This is a genomic window from Streptomyces sp. NPDC058773 (assembly GCF_042746015.1).
Classification (GTDB): domain Bacteria; phylum Actinomycetota; class Actinomycetes; order Streptomycetales; family Streptomycetaceae; genus Streptomyces.
In genome coordinates, this window is sequence record NZ_JBHYPE010000005.1 from 1 (window position 1) to 21,071 (window position 21,071).

The 21,071-nt window shown below is 73.0% G+C and carries 15 protein-coding genes; 4 read left to right on the plus strand and 11 right to left on the minus strand.

Annotated elements, in window-relative coordinates; translation table 11 throughout:
• Positions 1-359 precede the first annotated feature (359 nt).
• The 3 genes from ACFW5B_RS06100 to ACFW5B_RS06110 all read right to left on the minus strand — a co-directional run bounded on the left by ACFW5B_RS06100 (position 360) and on the right by ACFW5B_RS06110 (position 3,490).
• A complete protein-coding gene (locus ACFW5B_RS06100) occupies positions 360-845 on the minus strand; it encodes an ATP-binding protein (protein WP_386433973.1) in 486 nt (161 codons plus the stop codon).
• A 473-nt stretch (positions 846-1,318) separates the two neighbouring features.
• Positions 1,319-2,305, minus strand: a complete 987-nt coding sequence (locus ACFW5B_RS06105) for an acyl-CoA dehydrogenase family protein (protein ID WP_386433976.1) — start codon at positions 2,303-2,305, stop codon at positions 1,319-1,321.
• A 6-nt stretch (positions 2,306-2,311) separates the two neighbouring features.
• Positions 2,312-3,490: an acyl-CoA dehydrogenase family protein gene (locus ACFW5B_RS06110; protein ID WP_386433979.1), complete on the minus strand. Its 1,179-nt coding sequence runs from the start codon at positions 3,488-3,490 to the stop codon at positions 2,312-2,314.
• A gap of 223 nt (positions 3,491-3,713) precedes the next feature.
• Here ACFW5B_RS06110 and ACFW5B_RS06115 point away from each other — a divergent pair, with 223 nt between their 5' ends.
• Complete coding sequence (locus tag ACFW5B_RS06115) at positions 3,714-5,237, plus strand: class I adenylate-forming enzyme family protein (protein ID WP_386433982.1); 1,524 nt, start codon at positions 3,714-3,716, stop codon at positions 5,235-5,237.
• Positions 5,238-5,264: 27 nt separating this feature from the next.
• Here the strand turns inward: ACFW5B_RS06115 and ACFW5B_RS06120 are convergent, their stop codons facing one another.
• Positions 5,265-7,565, minus strand: coding sequence for a protein kinase (locus ACFW5B_RS06120; RefSeq protein ID WP_386433986.1), 2,301 nt, complete (start codon positions 7,563-7,565; stop codon positions 5,265-5,267).
• Between the two features lie 214 nt (positions 7,566-7,779).
• Positions 7,780-9,906, minus strand: a complete 2,127-nt coding sequence (locus ACFW5B_RS06125; protein ID WP_386433989.1) for a serine/threonine-protein kinase — start codon at positions 9,904-9,906, stop codon at positions 7,780-7,782.
• Positions 9,907-10,095: 189 nt separating this feature from the next.
• On the opposite strand from ACFW5B_RS06125, the gene ACFW5B_RS06130 reads away from it, so the two are divergent.
• The gene (locus ACFW5B_RS06130) at positions 10,096-11,397 is read left to right on the plus strand and encodes a serine hydrolase domain-containing protein (RefSeq protein WP_386433992.1); all 1,302 of its coding nucleotides are present in this window, start codon (positions 10,096-10,098) and stop codon (positions 11,395-11,397) included.
• A 34-nt stretch (positions 11,398-11,431) separates the two neighbouring features.
• Here ACFW5B_RS06130 and ACFW5B_RS06135 read toward each other — a convergent pair whose 3' ends face one another.
• The gene (locus ACFW5B_RS06135) at positions 11,432-13,138 is read right to left on the minus strand and encodes a glycerol-3-phosphate dehydrogenase/oxidase (protein ID WP_386433995.1); all 1,707 of its coding nucleotides are present in this window, start codon (positions 13,136-13,138) and stop codon (positions 11,432-11,434) included.
• Between the two features lie 218 nt (positions 13,139-13,356).
• On the opposite strand from ACFW5B_RS06135, the gene ACFW5B_RS06140 reads away from it, so the two are divergent.
• On the plus strand, positions 13,357-14,604 hold the full coding sequence (locus ACFW5B_RS06140) for a nucleotide sugar dehydrogenase (RefSeq protein ID WP_386434000.1): 1,248 nt from the start codon (positions 13,357-13,359) through the stop codon (positions 14,602-14,604).
• A 249-nt stretch (positions 14,605-14,853) separates the two neighbouring features.
• On the opposite strand, the gene ACFW5B_RS06145 is transcribed toward ACFW5B_RS06140, so the two are convergent.
• The 4 genes from ACFW5B_RS06145 to ACFW5B_RS06160 all read right to left on the minus strand — a co-directional run bounded on the left by ACFW5B_RS06145 (position 14,854) and on the right by ACFW5B_RS06160 (position 19,203).
• Entirely contained in the window at positions 14,854-15,969 is a 1,116-nt protein-coding gene (locus tag ACFW5B_RS06145) for a GuaB3 family IMP dehydrogenase-related protein (protein ID WP_386434002.1), read from the minus strand.
• A gap of 122 nt (positions 15,970-16,091) precedes the next feature.
• Positions 16,092-17,594, minus strand: coding sequence for an IMP dehydrogenase (gene guaB / locus ACFW5B_RS06150; protein WP_386434006.1), 1,503 nt, complete (start codon positions 17,592-17,594; stop codon positions 16,092-16,094).
• A 138-nt stretch (positions 17,595-17,732) separates the two neighbouring features.
• Positions 17,733-18,308: a sigma-70 family RNA polymerase sigma factor gene (locus ACFW5B_RS06155; protein ID WP_018090849.1), complete on the minus strand. Its 576-nt coding sequence runs from the start codon at positions 18,306-18,308 to the stop codon at positions 17,733-17,735.
• 283 nt (positions 18,309-18,591) lie between these two features.
• A complete protein-coding gene (locus ACFW5B_RS06160) occupies positions 18,592-19,203 on the minus strand; it encodes a response regulator transcription factor (protein WP_003948568.1) in 612 nt (203 codons plus the stop codon).
• Between the two features lie 379 nt (positions 19,204-19,582).
• Between ACFW5B_RS06160 and ACFW5B_RS06165 the strand changes: the two genes are divergently transcribed.
• On the plus strand, positions 19,583-19,915 hold the full coding sequence (locus ACFW5B_RS06165) for a WhiB family transcriptional regulator (RefSeq protein ID WP_386434009.1): 333 nt from the start codon (positions 19,583-19,585) through the stop codon (positions 19,913-19,915).
• 141 nt (positions 19,916-20,056) lie between these two features.
• Here ACFW5B_RS06165 and ACFW5B_RS06170 read toward each other — a convergent pair whose 3' ends face one another.
• The gene (locus tag ACFW5B_RS06170) at positions 20,057-20,968 is read right to left on the minus strand and encodes a LysR family transcriptional regulator (protein ID WP_386434012.1); all 912 of its coding nucleotides are present in this window, start codon (positions 20,966-20,968) and stop codon (positions 20,057-20,059) included.
• Positions 20,969-21,071: the final 103 nt, after the last annotated feature.

A 21,071-nucleotide genomic window follows, 5' to 3' on the forward strand; every position in this document is an offset into this window, starting at 1 on the left:
GGGGTGGGGGGGGGGTCTTTGGGGGGGGCGGGGCGGGGGGCGGGCCCCCCCGGCCGGCCCCCCCGACGGCGCCCGGCCGGCCAGGTGGCGGTGCGCTCATGCGCGCCCCGAGCACGGCACCGCGGACCGCCACCCTTCCCGGCTCCCCACCGGGGCCACCGGCCGGGCAACGACCCGCGCTCACCAAGGCCCGGACCGGCTTTCCGGTCCCCCGCGACCTCGGCGTCCCCTCGCGGCGAATCGCCTCACCCAAGAGTGATCAACTGGGCACACTACGTCAACGCCTGGTCTGGACTAAATCCGTTACACCCGATTTGCCGTATCCGGCGAGGAGCGACGGTGAATACCCATCGGCTCGACTACGCCTGATGTGTCACGGTGCGTGATGCCGCGCGCGGGTGCTCATACGTCCCCAGATCGGCCCCCGCCGCCATGAGAAGGGGCCGGCTGCGGTCCACTTCGCACCAGATCCGCTTGCCGGCGCCCTCCGGCTGCCAGCCCCAGCGGTCGGCCAGACCGTCGACCAGCTCCAGGCCGCGGCCGTTGGTGTCGTCGCCGTCGGCGTGCCGCTGGCGCGGCGGGCGGCCACTGGCGTCCACCACTTCGACCCGGACCGTCCCCACCACGGCACCCGAGCCGGAGAAACACATCCGCAGCTCGGCCGCCGCGCCGGTGTGCACCACGGCGTTGGTGACGAGCTCGGAGATCAGCAGGATCAATGTCTCCGCCAAAGGCTCATCGGCCCCTATACCCGAGCCCACGAGCCGCGACCGGGCCCACCGCCGGGCCCGCCCCACCTCCGCGGGATCGGGCCGTACGTCCAACTGCACCTGAAGCACCTGCACCGCTCACACCATCCGAACCGGCGGAAACATCGCCTCGCGCCTCCACGAGGTCACGGTGCGTGACCCCGGCGAAGCACAGCATGGTTGACGTTGAGTCACCCCAACAAGCGCTTCGGGCATATTCCAGCGCAAGGGAGTATGCGTCCCGCATACTGTGCGACGCACTTTTCGGGGAGTCGAACAAGGGGGGCGACCGGGCCCCGGCCTTGGGCGAGCGGCGCGCAGTCCGTACCCCGGAGCCGTCCTTCCGACGGCACCGGGTTCGTTGCGCATCGGAACCACTCGCACCCAACGGAGAGTACCCGAGCGGAACGCCGACTCCCGCCTGTGACGAGTCACGCCTAGGACACAACCCGATATCGACACTCCGTGACCGCTTCTGCGTAGTGAGGCCGACATTCCGTACACGGGCTGCCTGAGTCTGACATCACCGGTCACCGCTCACCTCCGCACCGGCCCGCGCGCCCGGACCGTCAGTCGAGCAGGCCCGCGGCCAGCAGTTCCTCCGCCTCGCCCGCCGTGCCCCAGCGTTCGGCGTGCAGCCAGGCCCGCTTGAGGTGCAGATGGACGTCGGCCTCCCATGTGAAGCCCATTCCGCCGTGGACCTGCAGACAGTCCCGTGCGTTGCGCACCGCGGCCTCGTCGGCGAGCAACTTCGCGCCCGCGATGTCGAGAGCACGCTCCGTGACCGACGCCGCATAGACCGCACTCCGGGCCATTTCCGCCCGTACCAGCATTTGCGCGCAGAGCTGTTTGACCGCCTGGAAGGAGCCGATGGGAGCGCCGAACTGCTCGCGCTCGCGGGCGTGACCCACCGCCGTCTCCACCGTGCGGACGGCGCTGCCGAGCTGCTGGGCCGCGGTGAGCAGCGCGGCCTCACGCCGGAGCCGGGCGACGTCCACGGCGACGGGGTCGGTGCGCGGCAGGTCCAGGACGCGGGCGAGCGGGGTGAGGGGATCGACGGAAGCAAAGGGGGCGCAGGCCACCCGGTCCGGTGTGCTTCGGCACGCACCGGCCGTGCGCCCCCGCGCGCCCTCGGCCCCGTCCCCGGTCGCGTCGCCGTCGCCCTCCAGCAAGATCAACTCATCGCAGCCGGCCGGGTGTTCCCACAGCACCGGCTCCCGCGCCGCCTCGCACAGCCCGACGATCCGTTCGCCGGACGCGACACCGTCCACCACCCCGGCCAGCAGCTGGCACGCCACCAGCGGCCCCGGCAGCAGCGCCCGCCCGGCCTCCTCCAGGACCAGCACCGCCTCCGGCAGCCCCAGCCCCACCCCGCCGTCCGCCTCCGGCAGCCGCAGCGCGAAGAACCCGGCCGCGCCCAGCTCGCGCCACAGCGCACGGTCCGGCGCGGGGTCCCCGACGGCCGCCCGCAGCCGCTCCCGGCCGAACCGCCCGGCCAGCAGCTCCCGCGTCCCGCCCTGCAACGCCCGCTGCTCCTCGGAGAGTTGGAAGTCCACCGCCGTTCACCGCCCCTTCGGCAGGCCGAGAATCCGCTCGGCGACGATGTTCTGCTGGATCTGCGAGGTGCCGGCCGCGATGGTGTACGAGAGGGACGACAGCCGGTCCGCGACCCAGGTGTGGTCCGCGTCCAGCGCCCCGGCGCCCAGCACCTCGGCCGCGGTGTCGTACAGCTCCTGGCGGGCGTGCGAATAGCGCAGCTTGAAGACCGAGCCGCCGGTCCCCGGGACACCGCCGCCCGGCCGCCCGCCGCGTGCCGGCCCCCGCATCGCCTCGCTCACATTCCACTGGGTCAGCCGCCACAGCGCCGTGAACTCCGCGCTCAGCCTGCCCAGTCTGCGGCGCAGCACGGCGTCGTCCCAGCGGCCGTTGGCGCGGGCGGCGCGGGCCAGTTCGCCGAGCACCCGGCGGCAGGCCACCACCTCGCCGACGAAGGCGGTGCCGCGCTCGAACGACAGCGTCACCATCGTCACCCGCCAGCCGTCGTTCTCCGCCCCGACCCGGTTGGCGACCGGGACCCGCACGTCGTCGAGGAACACCTCGGCGAACTCCGCCGAACCGGCCAGGGTGCGCAGCGGCCGGACCGTCACCCCCGGCGCGTCCATGGGCATCGCCAGCCAGCTGATGCCGCGGTGCCGGGGCGCGTCCGGGTCGGTGCGGACGAGGAGTTCGCACCAGTCGGCGACCTCGGCGTGCGAGGTCCAGATCTTGGCGCCGTTGACGACGTAGGTGTCCCCGTCGCGGACCGCCCGGGTGCGCAGCGCGGCGAGGTCGGAGCCGGCATCCGGTTCGCTGAATCCCTGGCACCAGATCTCCTCGCCGCGCAGGATCGGCGGCAGCCAGCGGGCTCGCTGTTCGGCGGTGCCCTCGGCGGCGAGGGTGGGGCCCGCGTGCAGCAGCCCGACGAAGTTCGCGCCGACGTAGGGGGCCCCGGCGCGCTCGGTCTCCTCCAGGAAGATCAGGTGCTGGGCGGGGGTGGCCCCCTGCCCGCCGGCGTCCCGCGGCCAGTGCAGGCCGGCGTATCCGGCGTCGTACAGCATCCGCTGCCAGGCCGTGTCGTACGCCCGGCGGCCGGGCCAGTCGGTCGCGGCGGGCGGCACGGGGAGCCGTGGCAGCACCTCGCCGAGCCACCGGCGCAGCCGGGCCCGGAAGTCCTCCTCCTCCGGTGTGCAGCCGAGGTCCATGGCGGCTATCCGGCGGGGAGGGGGCCGGGGAGCGCCGGACCGCGCCCCGGAGGGTGTGCCGCCCGGCCGTCGAGGCCCTCGTCCGGGTCCGCCATGTCCCGCCCCCTCAGCCACATCTGATAGCCCGTCAGAAACAGGCTAGCCGCGCCCCTCTGGACCGACAAGGTCGCCGGCCTCTACTCTCGGCAGGCGAACTGACGCTCCGTCAGTCACGGGAGGGCAGATGACCGGCACCACCCTCTGGGACCTGGTCGCCTGGCGCGCCGCCCGTACGCCCGAGGCGCTCGCCCTCGTGCAGGGGGCCGAGTCCGCTGGGCAGGAACGGCGGATCACCTTCGGCGGACTGCACCGGCAGGCGGAACGGGTCGCGGCCGGGCTGTACGAGCGCGGTGTCCGGCCCGGCAGCCGGGTGGTCTGGCAGCTGCCGACCCGGATCGAGACCGTGCTGTTCAGCCTGGCGCTGGCCCGGATCGGTGCCGTCCAGAGCCCGGTCGTGCCGCTCTACCGCGCCCACGAGACCGGCCAGGTGCTGCGCCGCACCCGCGCGGAGTTCTTCGCGGTCCCCGGCGTCCGGGGCGGCTTCGGCCACCGCGCGACGGCGGAGCGGCTGACCGCCGGTCTGCCCGGTCCGCCCACCGTCATCGAGGCCTACGACACCCTGCCCGACGCCGACCCTGCCGTGCTGCCGCCGCCCCCGGCCGACGCCGACGCGGTCCGCTGGATCTACTGGACCTCCGGGACGACCGCGGCCCCCAGAGGCGTGCTGCACACCGACCGCAGTCTGCGGACGGCCGGCCGCTGGCTGGGCACCGCACTGCGCCTCGGCCCGTCGGACATCGGCTCGATGGCCTTCCCGTACGCCCATGTCGCCGGGCCCGACTACACCGTCATGCTGCTGGAGCACGGCATCCCCGCCGTCCTCCTGGAACACTTCGCGCTGCCCGCCGCGCTCTCCCCCTACCGCCGGCACGGCGTCACCGTCGCCGGCGGCTCCACCGCCTTCTACGCCCTCTTCCTCGCCGAGGCGCGCGCCCTGCCGCCCGGCCGCCGGCTGCTGCCGTCGCTGCGGCTGCTGGCCGGCGGCGGCGCGCCCAGACCTCCCGCGCTGTACCACGAGGTCGTCGCCGGACTCGGCTGCCAACTCGCCCACGGCTACGCCCTGACGGAGGCCCCCATGGTCACCATGGGCGACCCGGACGACAGCCCCGAGCACCTGGCCGGCACCGACGGCCGGCCCCCGGCGGGCATGGAGATCCGGATCGCCCCCGGCAGCGGCGAGATCCTGCTGCGCGGCCCGTGCGTCTGCCGCGGCTACCTCGGCGAGCCCGCCCCGTTCGACGCCGACGGCTTCCTCCGCACCGGCGACCTCGGCCACCTCACCGCCACCGGGCACCTCGTCGTCACCGGCCGCCTCAAGGACATCATCATCCGCAAGGGCGAGAACATCTCCGCCCAGGAGGTCGAGGCGCTCCTCCACCGCCACCCGGACATCGCCGACGCCGCCGTCATCGGCCTGCCGGACCCGGCCCGCGGCGAACGCGTCTGCGCGGTCGTCGAACAGCCCCCGCACGCCCGGGAGCTGACCCTCGCCGCCGTCTCCGCACACCTCCTCGCGCACGGCCTGGCCCGGCACAAGGTCCCCGAACAGCTGGAGGTGCTGCCCGCGCTGCCCCGTGGGGCGACGCTGCGCAAGGTCCTCAAACAGGAGCTACGGGAGCGGTTCGGGGCCGGCGGGGCGGCGGGCTGACTCCCCGCGGGACCGGCGGCCGCCGTCTCAGCCCGGCTGGTAGGCGCTCGTCGCCTGCGCGTAGAGCTGGTCCACCTCGTGCCGGCCGCGGTCCGGGCCGATGACGAGGACCAGGTGGTAGCGGCCCTTGTGGATCATCGCGAGGTTCCGTACGTACACCTCGCGGCCGCTGCTGTCCCGCCAGGAGAAGGTGCCCTCGGCCATCGCCGTCTTCCCGACGTCGATCCGCTGGAGGCCGGAGGCCGAGGCCCAGCCGGACGAACGGTAGGGCGCCAGCTCGGCCTCCTTGTTCTGGAGGTACGCCATCGGGTCGGTGCCGAAGCGCGCCGTGGTGTCCCGGCCGGGCACCACCACCAGCTCGTAGTCCCCGCCGACGTACCGCACCTGGCCGCGGTCGTTCGCACCGCGCCGCTGCCAGCCCTTGCGGACCGCGACCTGGAAGCCCTCCGGGTCGCTGCGCACCTCGAAGCCCTTGGCGACCCCGGCGGGCGTGGTGGTCTGCGGTGCGCCCGGGCCGGCCGAGGCGCGGTCGCCCTCCTGGTCCCCGGACGGCGCGGGGCTCGCACCGGCCTCCGCACCCGAGCTGCCCGTACGGTCCGCACCGCGGCCCGCCTTGGAATCCGGACCGGACCCCGGCAGGAACGCCAGTACGTAGACGACCGCGCCGACGAGCAGCAGCAGGACGGCGGTGAGCAGCAGCCGGCCGAGGTACCGCGGCGCACGCGCCGGGCGGGACGCGGCGGACGGACCGGCCGGAACCTGCGCCTGCTGGTCGTACGGGTCCCGGTCCGCGGGCCCGCTCCCGCCGGGCGGCGGGGCCGTCTTGCCGGGCCGGGCCGGGCGCGCCGGTCTGGACTGGCGCAGCGGCTTCGGCTGCTTCGGGGGGCGGGGCGGGCGGGTGGTCGAGACGAGCGGGACGGGCTGTTCGGGGGCCGGCTGTTCGGGGACGGTCCGCTCCGGGGCCGGGGCACGGGGAACGGGTGGGGCGGGCGGGGCCTGCGCGGCGGCGCCCACGGCGGCCGGGGCCGGCTGCGGCCGGGTGCGGCGCGTCGGCCGGGGCTTCTTGTGCCGCCCCTTGCGGACGAGTTCGCCGCGCCGCCGCACGATCGGCAGCCGCCGCGGATCGCCCCCCTCCGCCGGCATCGTCACCAGCCGGCTGCCCACCTCCGGCTCCGGAGCCGTACGGATCAGCGAGCGCAGCCAGCCGTTCAGCTCCTCGGCATCCGGGCGGTCGGCCGGGTCCGCACGGAGCAGCGACTCGACGACCGGCCGCAGCGCCCCGCACTCCTCGGCGACCGCGGGCGGCTGCGAACAGACCAGCTGCGCCAGCTCGACGGCGCTGTCCTCGGGAAACGGCGGCTGTCCCTGCACACTCCGGTAGAGCAGCGCGCCGACCGCCCACAGGTCGGTGGCCGGGCCGACCGGCGGCGCCAGCTGCCAGTTCTCGTGCACCGGTCCGGCCTGCTCCGGCGCCCAGCGCTCGGTGACCGGGCCGATGACGGTCAGCCGCGCCTGCCGGGCCCGCTCGGCGGCGAGCCCGGCGCTGGGCCGGCCGTACGCGGGAGCCGTCGCGGCATCCGCGGGCGCGGTGGTGTCGTCCGCGGGCGCGGTGGTGTCGTCCGGCGTCGCGGGCTTGGTCAGCGAGGTCTTGGCGGCCGGTGCGTCCGGCGCGGAACCGTCCGGCGGCTCTCCGGCCCCGATGACGGGCGGCTCCACTCCGCAGAGCGCCTCCTGGGCCGCGCCCGCCGCCAGCCCGGTCAGCATGGCCCGGCCGTCGTCGCAGATCAGGACCGTACGGGCGGTGATGTTGCGGTGCAGCAGGCCCCCCGCGTGCAGCACCCGCAGCACGGTGAGCAGATCCGCGGCGATCTCCGCGGCGCGGTGCGGGGACAGCGGCCGCTCGGCGAGCAGCGCGGACAGCGGCCGGGCGACGAGGAGTTCGGCGACGATCCACAGGCTGCCGTCCTGCGCGAAGACGTCGAAGACCTGCTCCAGCCGGGGGTGGTCGGCCAGCTGGGCCGCGGTCGTCGCGGCGTCCAGCGCGCGGCGTACGGCGGGGTCGCGGGGGCTGCGGTCGGCCGCCCCCGGCCCGCCGGCCGCCCGTGCGGCACCGTAACGGCCGCCGCCGGTACCCCGTTCGGCGGGCCCGGCCGGCTCCGCCCCCACGACCTCCGCGTCGACGACCTCCGGCAGCGGCACCTGGCGGACCAGGACCTGCTGTCCGCTGAACGTGTCGAACGCCCGGGACTCGGTGAAGTCGTCGTCGCCGAGGGGCCGCAACGGCAGGCGGTATCGCTCGGCGAGCACCCTTCCCGCGTACTCGTCCACGACGCCTCCCCGCAGCGCGCGCTGTGTCTACCGTCGCGCCGGACGCCATCGGCGCAGGCGCCTTTGGTCACTTCCGGTCGTATTCCCGCCGATTGCGGATGCGTACGGTCTGAGCGGTCTCACGATACGTGCCCGCACGGGAGCGTGCGGGCCGGTCCGGCCAACGACGCGCACTCTGTCCGCCCATCGCCCGGCCCGGGCCCCGGCCCCGCACTCAGTCCTTGATGGCGAAGGTCCTGAACGCGGTCTTCACCACGTCCTGGCACTTCTTGTCCGGCCAGGCACTCTTCTTGCACGTGATCATGATGGCGTAGCCGTGCTGGTCATCGGCCCGGAAGCCGCGGTCGAGGACCCGGACCTGCTGGCCGCTCTGCCGCCGGGTGAAGGACCAGTCGGCGACCGTCGGATAGCCGCGCCACTTCACCGACTTGATGCCGATGAGGTGGTAGTCCTCGCTGGAGCCGCGCACCGCCGGCTCCAGGCTGCGCCAGGAAGCCGCCGCGTCGTCGCCGGGCTTGGCGTTGTAGTCCACCTGGACGCGGGGGAAGCCGCCGGAGGCGCTGTAGATGACGCCGGAGCCCTCGCCCGCGGTGCCGGTCTGCCTGAAGCCCTTGGGCATCGCCATACCGAAGTGGAACCGGCCGTTGGAGACCTTGGCGAAGCCCTCCGGCACCGCCTTGCCCCCCTTGCCGCCCCCGCCGCCGGCGTCGCCCTTCTCCTCGGCCGGGGAGACCCCGCCCGGCGACTCCACCGGGGCCGGCGACGCGGCGCCGTCCTGCGCCGCGTCCTCGCCGTCGTCGGCCGATTCCGTGGAGGGCTTCGCCTTCGCCGCGGACGACGCCTTGTCCGGCTTGCCGGCCGGCTTGCCGCCGTTGTTCGCGGTCTCGTCACCGCTCAGCGCGACGGCCAGGACCGTGCCCAGCACGGCCAGGACGACGACCACGGCCACGAGGACCAGCGTCCGGCGCGGGACGACATCGGTCACCGAGGCACGCGTCGCCGGACGGTTGCCGTCGTCGGGTCTGGAGTCCGTACGGGTCTTCGCCGCGGCGGCGGCCGCACGCACCGTCCGCAGGGCGCCGCGCAGCCGCTCCTTGGCGGCCTCGCTGTCGAACCCGGGGCGGGTGAGCGTCGGACGGGCCGCGCCGGAGTCCGTACGGTCCGGGCCGGCCGCTGCACCGGCGGCCGGGGTGGCCTCCGGCCGCGGGCGCCCGGTCCGCTCCGGGGCGCTCGTCGCGGCGGCCCCGGCGGCAGCGGCACCGGCACCGGCCTTCGCGGCACCGGCCTTGCTCTTGCCCGCCGTCACGGACGTCTGCGCGTCACCGGCCGCCGGCTCCGCCACCGGGGCGGCGGCCGGCTTCGGCTTGCGCACCGGCCGCGACTTCGCGGCGGGCTTGGGCTTCGGCGTGCTCTCGGGCTTCGCCTTCGACCGCTCCTTGGGAGCCGTCGGCAGCACCATCGCCCGGGTCTCGTCCAGCGGGGGCTCGGGCTTCTGCGGCTCGGGGGCGTGCACCACGTCCAGCAGCAGCGCCCGCGCACCGGCGTCGTCCAGCCGGGCGTCCGGGTCCTTCACCAGCAGGCCGTAGATGACCTCTTCCAGCGCACCGGCGCTCTTCGGCGGCTCGACCGGCTCGGTCATCACGGCCGTCAGGGTGGCGATCGCCGAGCCCTTGTCGTACGGCGGCACGCCCTCGACACAGGCGTACAGCAGGCCGCCCAGCGACCACATGTCGGCCGGCGGGCCCGGCTTCTGGCCGCGGGCGCGCTCGGGGGAGATGTAGGAGGGGGCGCCGACGAGCATGCCGGTCGAGGTCACGGAGGGGTCGCCCTCGACCTGGGCGATACCGAAGTCGGTCAGCACGACCCGGCCGTCGTCGGACATCAGGACGTTGGACGGCTTCACATCGCGGTGCAGGATGCCCTCGGCGTGGGCGGCGCGCAGCACGTCGAGCACCGCCAGGCCGACCTCACCGGCCCGCCGCGGGCTGAGCGCGCCGTCGTCACGGATGACCTCGGCGAGCGAGCGGCCCTCGACCAGCTCCATCACGATCCACGGGCGGTCGTCCTCGTCGACCACGTCATAGACCGTCACCGCGCCGTTGTTCCGGATCCGGGCGATCGCCTTGGCCTCGCGCAGCGTGCGGGTGATCAGCCGCCGCTTCTCGTCCTCCTCGACCCCGCCCGGGAAGCGCAGTTCCTTGACTGCGACCGTACGGCCCAGGACCTCGTCGCGTGCCCGCCAGACAGTGCCCATGCCGCCCCGGCCGAGAACATCGGCGAGCCGGTACCGGCCGGCGAGCAGCCTGCCCTCCTTGCCGTCCATCTCGACCTCGTCGCCCACTGAATCCCCTCTGCAATCCAGCCGAGTTGGCAGCTTCGACGTCCCATCGATCACCAAACTGGCCCAACTCGGACAACCCACCCTGGCAGAGCCTTCATTCTCTCTCATCCGCGGCCGTGCGGAAGGCCCGGGTAGGAGCTGGACGACACCGTAATCCCGTCATGATGGCCCCGACGAAGGGGAGTCCCCATGACGAAGCATCCGCGCCGCCCGGACGGGGCCCGCGCCCTCCGCCCGGCGCCGCGCCCGTCCGGCCGCCGGGCCGCCGCGGTCCGCAGCCGCGCCCTGACCGGCCCGGCCGCCCTCGCCGCCCTGGCCGCCGTGTCCCTGACGGCCTGTTCCGGGCTGCTCCGCTTCGCCCCCGCCACCCAGCCGCCCGGACGGCCTCCCGTACGGACGTCCGCCGCACTGCACCGCCTGGTGGCCGACGGGGCCCCGGGCGCGGCCGCCCTCGTCACCCGCCCCCGGTCCGCCGCCGCTTTCACCACGGCCGGGGTGGCGGACCTGCGCAGCGGCCGCACCATCCGGCGCGGGGACCACTTCCGGGCCGGCAGCCTCACCAAGACCCTGGTCGCCACGGTCGTCCTGCAACTGGCCGCCGAGCACCGGCTGACCCTGCACGACAGCGCCGCCCGGCACCTCCCCCGGGGCGTGCCGGCCACCGGGGACGGCGGCCGCAGCGACCTGCGCAGAGTGACGATCCGCCAGCTGCTGGAGCACACCACCGGCTTGTTCAACTACACCGACGACCCCCGGCTCGCGTACCAGCTCTTCGGCAACGGCTTCGGCGCCCACCGCTACGACCACCACACCCCCGCCGAGCTGCTGCGGACCGCCCTCGGCCATCCCCCGGTGGCCGCCCCGGGCACCCGGTACTCCTACTCCAACACCAACTACCTCGTCCTGGGCCTGGTGATCGAGGCCGTCACCGGACACCCGTACGCCACGGAGATCCGCCGCCGTCTCCTCGTCCCCGCCCGGCTCGGCCACACCTCGTTCCCCGGCACCGACCCGGTCCTGCCGGACCCGCACGGCCGCGCGTACACCCGCGTCGGCGACCGGCGGGTGGACGCCACCTCCCTGGACCCCAGCCGGGCGGGCCCGGCCGGCGAGATGGTCACCACCCTGGGCGATCTCAACCGCTTCTTCTCCGCGCTCCTCGGAGGACGGTTCCTGGCCCCCCGCCAGATGGCGGAGCTGCGCGACGCCCGGCCCACCGGCGGCCACGGCCTCGGCCTGCACACGACCGAACTGCCCTGCGGCGTCACGGTCTGGGGCCACAGCGGCCACATCAACGGCTCCTACGTCCGCACCGCCGCCACCGCCGGCGGCCGCCACGTCCTCAGCTACCGCGTCAACACCGACGCGGTGCCCGCCCCGGCCCCCGACAAGGCGGTCCTGACAGCGGAGTTCTGCGCCCCGCACCAGGACGGCCCCCGGCCGCCCCGGCGTACGGACACCGGGCCGGCGCGGCACACCGGGGACAGCTAGCGGGGACGCCTGGACGGGGCTTCGCGGACACGTCCTAGAGCGGCACGATGTCCGGCGCTCCCAGCCGCGCCGCGTCCGCCGTCAGATCGTCCGGCTGCCGCTGGGATTCACGCTCCGCCTCGACCCGCTTGCGGTAGTGCGCGATCTCCTTCTCGACCTGGTCGTCGTCCCAGCCCAGCGCGGGCGCGATCAGTTCGGCCACCTCGCGGGCGCTGCGGGTGCCCCGGTCGAAGGTCTCGATGGAGATCCGGGTGCGCCGGGTCAGCACGTCATCGAGGTGCCGGGCGCCCTCGTGGGTGCAGGCGTAGACCGCCTCGGCCCGCAGATAGTCGTCCGCGTGCGCCAGCGGTTCACCCAGCGACGGATCGGCCACCACCAGCTCCAGCAGCTCCTCGGTCAGCGAGCCGTAGCGGTTCAACAGATGCTCTATACGGGCCACATGCAGTCCGGTGCGCGCCGCGGTCCGGGCGCGCGCGTTCCACAGCGCCTTGTAGCCCTCCGCCCCGACCAGCGGGACGTCCTCGGTCACACAGTCCGCGACCCTCTGGTCGAGCCCGTGCACCGCCTCGTCCACCGCGTCCTTCGCCATCACCCGGTACGTGGTGTATTTGCCGCCCGCCACCACGACCAGCCCCGGCAGCGGATGTGCGACGGTGTGCTCCCGCGACAGCTTGCTGGTGGCGTCCGACTCCCCGGCCAGCAGCGGCCGCAGCCCCGCATACACGCCCTCGACGTCGTCCCTGGTCAGCGGAGTAGCGAGGACCTCGTTCACATGCTCCAGCAGATAGTCGATGTCCGCGCTGGAGGCCGCCGGATGCGCCTTGTCCAGATCCCAGTCGGTATCCGTCGTCCCGACGATCCAGTGCCGCCCCCAGGGGATGACGAACAGGACGCTCTTCTCCGTCCGCAGAATCAGTCCGGTCGTCGAATGGATCCGGTCCTTCGGGACGACCAGATGGATTCCCTTCGACGCCCGGACGTGGAACTGCCCGCGCTCCCCGATCAGCGCCTGGGTGTCATCCGTCCACACCCCGGTGGCGTTGACGATCTGCTGCGCCCGGATCTCGTAGTCGCCGCCCCCCTCGACGTCCTCCACCCGCACGCCGACCACCCGCTCGCCCTCGCGCAGAAAGCCCACCACCCGGGCCCGGTTGGCGACCTGCGCCCCGTAAGCGGCGGCGGTGCGCACCATCGTCGCGACATAGCGCGCGTCATCCATCTGCGCGTCGTAGTACTGCAACGCCCCGACCAGCGCGTCCCGCTTCAGACAGGGCGCCACCCGCAGCGCCCGCTTCTGCGAGAGATGCCGGTGCACGGGCAGTCCGCGGCCGTGCCCCGAAGAGACCGACATCGCGTCGTACAGCGCCACTCCGGAGCCCGCGTACCAGCGCTCCCAGCCCTTGCGCTGGAGCGGATACAGGAACGGCACCGGCTTGACCAGATGCGGCGCGAGCCGCTCCAGCAGCAGCCCGCGCTCCTTCAACGCCTCTCTGACCAGCGCGAAGTCCAGCATTTCCAGATACCGCAGACCGCCGTGGATCAGCTTGCTCGACCGGCTGGACGTGCCCGAGGCCCAGTCCCGCGCCTCGACCAGCCCGGTGGCCAGCCCGCGGGTCGCCGCGTCCAGTGCCGTCCCCGCGCCGACGACTCCGCCGCCGACCACGAGAATGTCCAGCTCCCGCTCCGCCATTCGGGCGAGCGCCTCGGCCCGCTGCGCCGGTCCCAGTATCGCTGTCTTCACCGCTGCCTCCCGCTGTGATCGGGGCCACACCCCCCGTCCGTCGATTCTGTCCACGCCGCGTGCCGGTATCCACCCTCCGCTCGTGACGGCAACACCCCGCCGCCTTGATCCACCAATCCCTATTCTGGGTCAAATATCCGCTTAGTGTATTTATGCGCCCACCGCACACGTCATGCCGCACACGCCATTCGCAGTCGCTCGGGAAGGACGGCCGCAGCATGCCCGCAGACCTCGCCGTCATCGGACTCGGTCACCTCGGCCTCCCACTCGCCCAGGCCGCCACCGCCGCCGGCATCGGCACCATCGGCTACGACCCCGACCCGGACGCCGCCGCGCTCTCCGGCGCCGACGGGCCGCTGTCCGCCACCGAACTCCGCCGGCTGCTCTCGGCCGGCTTCCGCACCACCACCGACCCCACCGCGCTCGGCCGGGTCCGTACGGCCGTCCTCTGCGCGCCCACACCCCTCGGCACGGACCGCGCCCTGGACCTCAGCGCCCTCGCCGACGCGGCCCGCACCCTGGCGGCACATCTGCGCCCGCACACCACGGTGATCCTCGAATCCATCGCCTACCCGGGCACCACCGAGGAATTCCTGCGCCCCCTCCTGGAGGAGGGATCGGGCCTCACCGCCGGACGGGACTTCCACCTCGCCTGCTCCCCCGGCCGCCACGACCCCGGCAACCGCACCCACCACTACGCCAACACCCCCAAGGTCATCGCCGGCCTCACCCCCGCCTGCACGGAAGCGGCCGCCGCCTTCTACGGCCGGCTCACCGACAAGGTCGTCCGCGCCCGCGGTCCCCGCGAGGCCGAGACCACCAAGCTCCTGGAGACCAACTACCGCCACATCAACATCGCCCTGATGAACGAGATGGCCGTCTTCTGCCATGAGATCGGCGTCGACCTGTGGGACGTCATCCGCTGCGCCGAGACCAAACCGTTCGGCTTCCAGGCCTTCCGCCCCGGCCCCGGAGTCGGCGGCCACGCCGCCCCCATCGACCCCAACTACCGCTCCCCCAAAGGCCGTTCACCAGGCCACCCGCTCCGCATGGTGGAACTGGCCCAAGAGGTGAACGACCGCATGCCGCGCTATGTCATCCAGCGCTGCGCCACCCTCCTCAATGAGCACGGCAAGTCCGCCCGCGGCGCGCGCATCCTGCTGCTCGGCGTCACCTACAAGCCGGACATCGGCGACCAGGCGGGCTCGCCGTCCCACGAGATCGCCTCCCGCCTCACGGAGCTGGGCGCACACCTCACGTACCACGACCCCTACGTCCCCCACTGGCACGTCCTCGGCCGCCCCGTCCCCCGCGCCGACTCACTCTACGAGGCCGCAGCCGCCGCGGACCTGACCGTCCTGCTGCAGCCGCACCGCACGTACGACCTCCAGGGTCTCGCCGTCAAAGCACAGCTGCTCCTCGACACGAGGGGCGCCACTCCTTCGGGCGCCGCCCACCGCTTGTAGCCCGCACGATTCGTCCGTAGCCGCGCGTCGGCGCCTGCGACGCCGCGTGTGCCCGCCCGTCGGCGGCGGTGGACGGCTGGGCGGGGGGAGTTGTGAAAGACCAGTAGCTCGGCCGCATCGTGCTGCGGGCCGAGCTACTGGTCTTTGACTTCATCACCCCACCCCACAAACCCCTCCCGCCGCCAGGCGAAACAGAAGAGGTACGGCGGGGTCACCGGACAACGTGGGAAGCGGGGCTACGAGCCCAAATCAGCGCCGAGGCGCGACCGTCACCTCAACCCGCTGGAATTCCTTCAGCTCGGAGTACCCGGTCGTCGCCATGGCCCGTCGCAGCGCACCGAAGAAGTTCATCGAGCCGTCGGGGGTCGTGGACGGCCCGAGCAGCACCTCCTCCGTCGTGCCGACCGCCCCGAGGTCCATCCGCTTGCCGCGCGGCACGTCCTCGTGGACCGCCTCCATGCCCCAGTGGTGGCCGCGGCCCGGCGCGTCCGTGGCGCGGGCGAGGGGGGAGCCCATCATCACGGCGTCGGCGCCGCAGGCGATCGCCTTGGGGAGGTCGCCGGACCAGCCCACCGCGCCGTCGGCGATGACGTGGACGTAGCGGCCGCCGGACTCGTCCATGTAGTCGCGGCGCGCGGCGGCGACATCGGCGACCGCCGTCGCCATCGGGACCTGGATGCCGAGGACGTTACGGGTGGTGTGCGCGGCACCGCCGCCGAAGCCGACCAGCACCCCGGCCGCGCCGGTCCGCATCAGGTGCAGCGCCGCGGTGTACGTGGCGCAGCCGCCGACGATGACCGGGACGTCCAGCTCGTAGATGAACTGCTTGAGGTTCAGCGGCTCGGCCGCGGAGGAGACGTGCTCGGCGGAGACGGTCGTGCCGCGGATGACGAAGATGTCGACGCCGGCGTCCACGACGGCCTTGGAGAACTGCGCCGTGCGCTGCGGGGAGAGCGCGGCGGCGGTGACGACGCCCGCGTCCCGCACCTCCTTGATGCGCTGTCCGATCAGCTCTTCCTTGATCGGCGCGGCGTAGATCTCCTGGAGCCGCTTGGTGGCCGTGGCCCCGTCCAGCTCCGCGATCTCGGCGAGCAGCGGCTCCGGGTCCTCGTACCGGGTCCAGAGACCCTCCAGGTTGAGGACGCCCAGGCCGCCCAGCTCACCGATGCGGATCGCGGTCTCCGGCGAGACCACCGAGTCCATGGGAGCGGCCAGGAAGGGCAGCTCGAAGCGGTAGGCGTCGATCTGCCAGGCGATCGAGACCTCCTTCGGGTCGCGGGTGCGGCGACTGGGTACGACGGCGATGTCGTCGAATGAATATGCCCGGCGGCCGCGCTTGCCGCGTCCGATCTCGATCTCAGTCACGTGTGTGGCCTTTCCTCTACGTCTGCGGTTCCAGTATCCCCGACACGCCGGAGCCCGCGGCCGGGGTGCGGCCGCGGGCTCCACGGTAGGGCCGTGCTAGGGCGTCTCCAATGGAACGGCGCCTAGCGTCGTGAGTAGTTCGGCGCCTCGGTGACCATCTGGACGTCGTGCGGGTGGCTCTCCTTGAGGCCCGCGGAGGTGATCCGGACGAAGCGGCCCTTCTCCTTGAGCTCGGGGATGTCGGCGGAGCCGACGTAGCCCATGGAGGCGCGCAGACCGCCGACGAGCTGGTGGGCGACCGAGGCCAGCGGGCCGCGGTAGGGCACCTGGCCCTCGATGCCCTCGGGGACCAGCTTGTCCTCGGAGAGCACGTTGTCCTGGAAGTAGCGGTCCTTGGAGAAGGACCGGCCCTGGCCGCGGGACTGCATCGCGCCCAGCGAGCCCATGCCGCGGTACGACTTGAACTGCTTGCCGTTGATGAAGACCATCTCGCCGGGCGACTCCTCGCAGCCGGCCAGCAGCGAGCCCAGCATCACGGTGTCCGCACCGGCCGCGATGGCCTTGGCGATGTCACCGGAGAACTGCAGGCCGCCGTCACCGATCAGCGGCACACCCGCGGCGTGCGCGGCCTGCGCCGCCTCGTAGATCGCGGTGACCTGCGGAACGCCGACACCGGCGACGACGCGGGTGGTGCAGATGGAGCCGGGGCCGACGCCGACCTTGATGCCGTCGGCGCCCGCGTCGATCAGCGCCTGGGCGCCGTCGCGGGTGGCGACGTTGCCGCCGACGACATCGACGCTGATGTTGGACTTGACCTTGGCGATCATGTCGAGGATGCCGCGGCTGTGGCCGTGCGCGCTGTCGATCACCAGGAAGTCGGCACCGGCCTCGACCAGCGCCTGCGCCCGGTCGTACGCCGCGTCGCCGACACCCACCGCGGCACCGACGACCAGCCGGCCCTCGGCGTCCTTGGCGGCGTTCGGGTACTTCTCGGCCTTCACGAAGTCCTTGACCGTGATCAGGCCCTTGAGCACGCCCGCGTCGTCGACCAGCGGAAGCTTCTCGATCTTGTGGCGGCGCAGCAGCTCGATGGCGTCCTCGCCGGAGATGCCGACCTTGCCGGTGACCAGCGGCATCGGCGTCATGACCTCGCGGACCTGACGGCTGCGGTCCATCTCGAAGGCCATGTCGCGGTTGGTCACGATGCCCAGCAGCTTGCCCGCCGCGTCGGTCACCGGGACACCGCTGATCCGGAACTTGGCACAGAGCGCGTCGGCCTCGGCGAGGTCGGCGTCCGGACGGACCGTGATCGGGTCGGTGACCATGCCGGACTCGGAGCGCTTGACCAGGTCGACCTGGTTGGCCTGGTCCTCGATGGACAGGTTGCGGTGGAGCACGCCCGCGCCGCCCTGCCGCGCCATGGCGATGGCCATCCGCGCCTCGGTGACCTTGTCCATCGCCGCGGAGAGCAGCGGGATGTTCACCGAGACGTTGCGCGAGACCCGGGAGGCCGTGCTCACCGCGTTCGGCAGCACCTCGGAGGCGCCCGGCAGCAGCAGCACGTCGTCGTATGTCAGCCCGAGCATGGCGAATTTGGCGGGCATACCGTCGACGTTGTCACTCATGACACCTTCCCCAATGCTCTTGCCTCAGCGCGGACTCCCATGCTAACGGCCCAATGAGGTGGCCCATTCCACGAGCGATGAGGGCCTCGTCACTTGTGTATTTCTACGGCGGCTTCCGGCCGGTTTCGCCGGGAGTCGCTACTGTTCGGCCAGCGCCCGCAGCCTGCTCAGCGCACGGTGCTGGGCGACCCGGACCGCACCGGGCGACATCCCCAGCATCTGCCCGGTCTCCTCCGCCGTCAGCCCGACGGCGACCCGCAGCAGCACCAGCTCGCGCTGGTTCTCCGGAAGGTTCGCCAGCAGCTTCTTGGCCCACTCGGCATCACTGCTCAGCAGCGCCCGCTCCTCGGGGCCGAGGGAGTCGTCGGGCTGCTCGGGCATCTCGTCGGACGGCACGGCCGTACTGCCCGGATGCCGCATCGCGGCCCGCTGGAGATCGGCGACCTTGTGGCCGGCGATGGCGAAGACGAAGGCCTCGAAGGGCTTGCCGGTGTCGCGGTAGCGCGGCAGCGCACAGAGCACCGCGACACACACTTCCTGCGCCAGATCCTCGACGAAGTGCCGGGCATCACCCGGCAGCCGGGACAGCCGGGTGCGGCAGTAACGCAGGGCGAGGGGGTGGACATGGGCCAGAAGGTCATGGGTGGCCCGCTGGTCCCCTTCCACTGCGCGTGCGACGAGATCGCCGATTTCCTGCTTCCCGTCATCACGCATCGGACCATGGTGCCTTGGCGCCGCGCGATCCGCGGCATCAGGTCCGCACTTGTGCACTGAAGCGTTATGAGCGGCAGGTGCGCCGGCTGTTGTCATGTCCTGCGCCCTCCCCTCGTGCCCGACCGGCCCGTCCCCGAGGAACTCCATACCTCCAAGGATGCGGCACCGCGCGGCGAATCGGACCGCCGTCGTACGCCGACGGCTGCGGGGCGCCATGGCACCCCGCCCGCCACAGGGCGGGCGGGGATCTTCACTCCCCCGCGTCGCTGCACGTCACAACGCCTTAGCGGACCAGTCCCCAGCGGAAGCCCAGGGCCACCGCATGCGCCCGGTCCGAGGCGCCCAGTTTCTTGAAGAGCCGCCGGGCGTGGGTCTTGACCGTGTCCTCCGAGAGGAACAGCTCACGGCCGATCTCGGCGTTCGAGCGGCCGTGACTCATGCCCTCCAGCACCTGGATCTCGCGCGCGGTCAGCGTCGGTGCGGCACCCATTTCGGCGGACCGCAGCCGGCGCGGGGCGAGCCGCCACGTCGGGTCGGCGAGCGCCTGGGTCACCGTCGCCCGCAGTTCCGCGCGCGAGGCGTCCTTGTGCAGATAACCGCGGGCGCCGGCGGCGACCGCGAGCGCGACCCCGTCGAGGTCCTCGGCCACCGTGAGCATGATGATCCGGGCGCCCGGGTCCGCGGACAGCAGCCGGCGCACGGTCTCGACACCGCCGAGACCGGGCATCCGTACGTCCATCAGAATCAGATCCGAACGATCGGCACCCCAGCGGCGGAGGACTTCCTCGCCGTTGGCCGCGGTCGTCACGCGCTCGACGCCGGGCACGGTCGCAACCGCCCGACGGAGCGCCTCTCGGGCAAGCGGGGAGTCGTCGCAGACGAGGACGGATGTCATGACCGCCCTCCGCAGCTGATGCGCGTCACCTTGAGCCTCCAGGCTGGTACGTATCGTCACCTGTGCGATTGACGGCCTCGGACATTTGCCCGCGGTCTACCTCAGCCAACCGCCTCCGCACTCTCAACGACGGTCACTCGAAAGAGTTACGGCTTCGGCGACCGAGTTCAGCACGCTCCGTGAGGAGCCGGATACGCAGACGACTCATCGGGCGACCGGCATCCGCGCGTGCACCCTATGCCCTATTTGGCTCTCTTTCTTCCATTTTCATGGCGACTATGACTAGATTCGCAATGAGTCATATTTACATCTACTTCGACAGTAGATGTACCGTCGTGAGCACCGAGCCCGAATCAGCATCGCTTCGAGGGGACAAGCAATGGCAGATTTCTCCCGCCTCCCGGGCCCGAACGCAGACCTCTGGGACTGGCAGCTGCTGGCTGCCTGCCGTGGCGTGGACAGCTCGCTGTTCTTCCATCCCGAAGGCGAGCGCGGAGCGGCCCGCAGCGCGCGTGAGACATCGGCGAAGGAGGTCTGCATGCGCTGCCCGGTACGGGCCGAGTGCGCGGCGCATGCGCTGGCCGTCCGTGAGCCCTACGGGGTGTGGGGCGGTCTGACGGAGGACGAGCGCGAGGAACTGATGGGCCGGGCCCGGCACCGTCTGGTCCCCGCCTCTTCCATGACCGGCCACGCGGGCGTCCCCGGCTCCTGAGACGCCGGGAGCGGATCGCTCCTGAAGAAACGTTCCTGCACGACGGCGCGGCCGCCCGTCGGCAGGGCTGTGGCGGGGTTGTTGCCGCCGCCAGGGTTCGGTGCGGCCGTTTTTGCCGCGGACTGCGCTCCGCTCGGGCCGTCAGCGGCGCGCGGCGTCCACCAGCTTTCCGAGGGTGGCCTCGACGGCGGGGACCTGCGCCAGATCCGGCAGCGTGAGCGCGACGATCTCGCGGTGCACGGCGGGTTCGAGGCGTACCGCCGTCGCTCCCTTGGGGCGGACCGACGCCAGGGTGAGTTCGGGCAGCGCGGCCACCCCCAGGCCGGCCCCGACCAGGCCGATGACCGCCGGGTAGTCGTCCGTCGCGAAGTCGATGCGCGGAGTGAAGCCCGCGCTCTCACAGACCTCCACGAGGTGCCGGCGGCAGCGGGGGCAGCCCGCGATCCACGGCTCGCCGGCCAGCTCGGCGAACCGTGCGACACCGGTCCGCGCCAGCCGGTGGGCGTCCGGCACCAGCCCGACGAGGCGGTCCGCCAGGATCGGGCGCACCACCAGGTCGTCCCACTCCGCCCCGGCCGCCGGGTCCGCACCGCGCACCTCGGGGTAGCGGAAGGCCAGCGCGATCTCGCAGTCGCCATTGCGCAGCATCTCGATCGAGCGGGGCGGCTCGGCCTCGACGAGCGAGACCCGGGTGCCGGGGTGGGCGGCGCGCATCGTCGCCAGGGCGGTCGGCACCAGCGTCGAGCTGCCGGAGGGGAAGGACACCAGCCGCACCCGGCCCGCGCGCAGGCCCGCGATGGCGGCGATCTCCTCCTCGGCGGCGGTGAGCCCGGCCAGGATGCCGACGGCATGGCGGACCAGCGCCTCGCCCGCCTGGGTCAGCCGCATCTCGCGGCCCGCGCGGACCAGCAGCGGGGTGCCGGCGGACTGTTCCAGCGCCTTCATCTGCTGGCTGACGGCCGGCTGGGTGCAGCCCAGTTCGCGCGCGGCGGCGGAGAACGAGCCGCTCCGGGCGACGGCGCGCAGCACACGGAGATGACGGGCCTCGATCATGACCCAAGCATAAGCGCGCCTTGGGTTGACCGGGAAAAAAAGCGTCGATGCTTTGGGTAAGGATGGCTAGCGTGGAGTGGATCGAAGAGACACTCCTGAGGGC

Coding starts and splice junctions, on each gene's coding strand:
- ACFW5B_RS06110 (WP_386433979.1), bottom strand. CDS start 3,490: ATGGACCTCGGCTGCACACCGGAGGAGGAGGACTTCCGGGCCCGGCTG.
- ACFW5B_RS06115 (WP_386433982.1), top strand. CDS start 3,714: ATGACCGGCACCACCCTCTGGGACCTGGTCGCCTGGCGCGCCGCCCGT.
- ACFW5B_RS06130 (WP_386433992.1), top strand. CDS start 10,096: ATGACGAAGCATCCGCGCCGCCCGGACGGGGCCCGCGCCCTCCGCCCG.
- ACFW5B_RS06140 (WP_386434000.1), top strand. CDS start 13,357: ATGCCCGCAGACCTCGCCGTCATCGGACTCGGTCACCTCGGCCTCCCA.
- guaB (WP_386434006.1), bottom strand. CDS start 17,594: ATGAGTGACAACGTCGACGGTATGCCCGCCAAATTCGCCATGCTCGGG.
- ACFW5B_RS06155 (WP_018090849.1), bottom strand. CDS start 18,308: ATGCGTGATGACGGGAAGCAGGAAATCGGCGATCTCGTCGCACGCGCA.
- ACFW5B_RS06160 (WP_003948568.1), bottom strand. CDS start 19,203: ATGACATCCGTCCTCGTCTGCGACGACTCCCCGCTTGCCCGAGAGGCG.
- ACFW5B_RS06165 (WP_386434009.1), top strand. CDS start 19,583: ATGGCAGATTTCTCCCGCCTCCCGGGCCCGAACGCAGACCTCTGGGAC.
- ACFW5B_RS06170 (WP_386434012.1), bottom strand. CDS start 20,968: ATGATCGAGGCCCGTCATCTCCGTGTGCTGCGCGCCGTCGCCCGGAGC.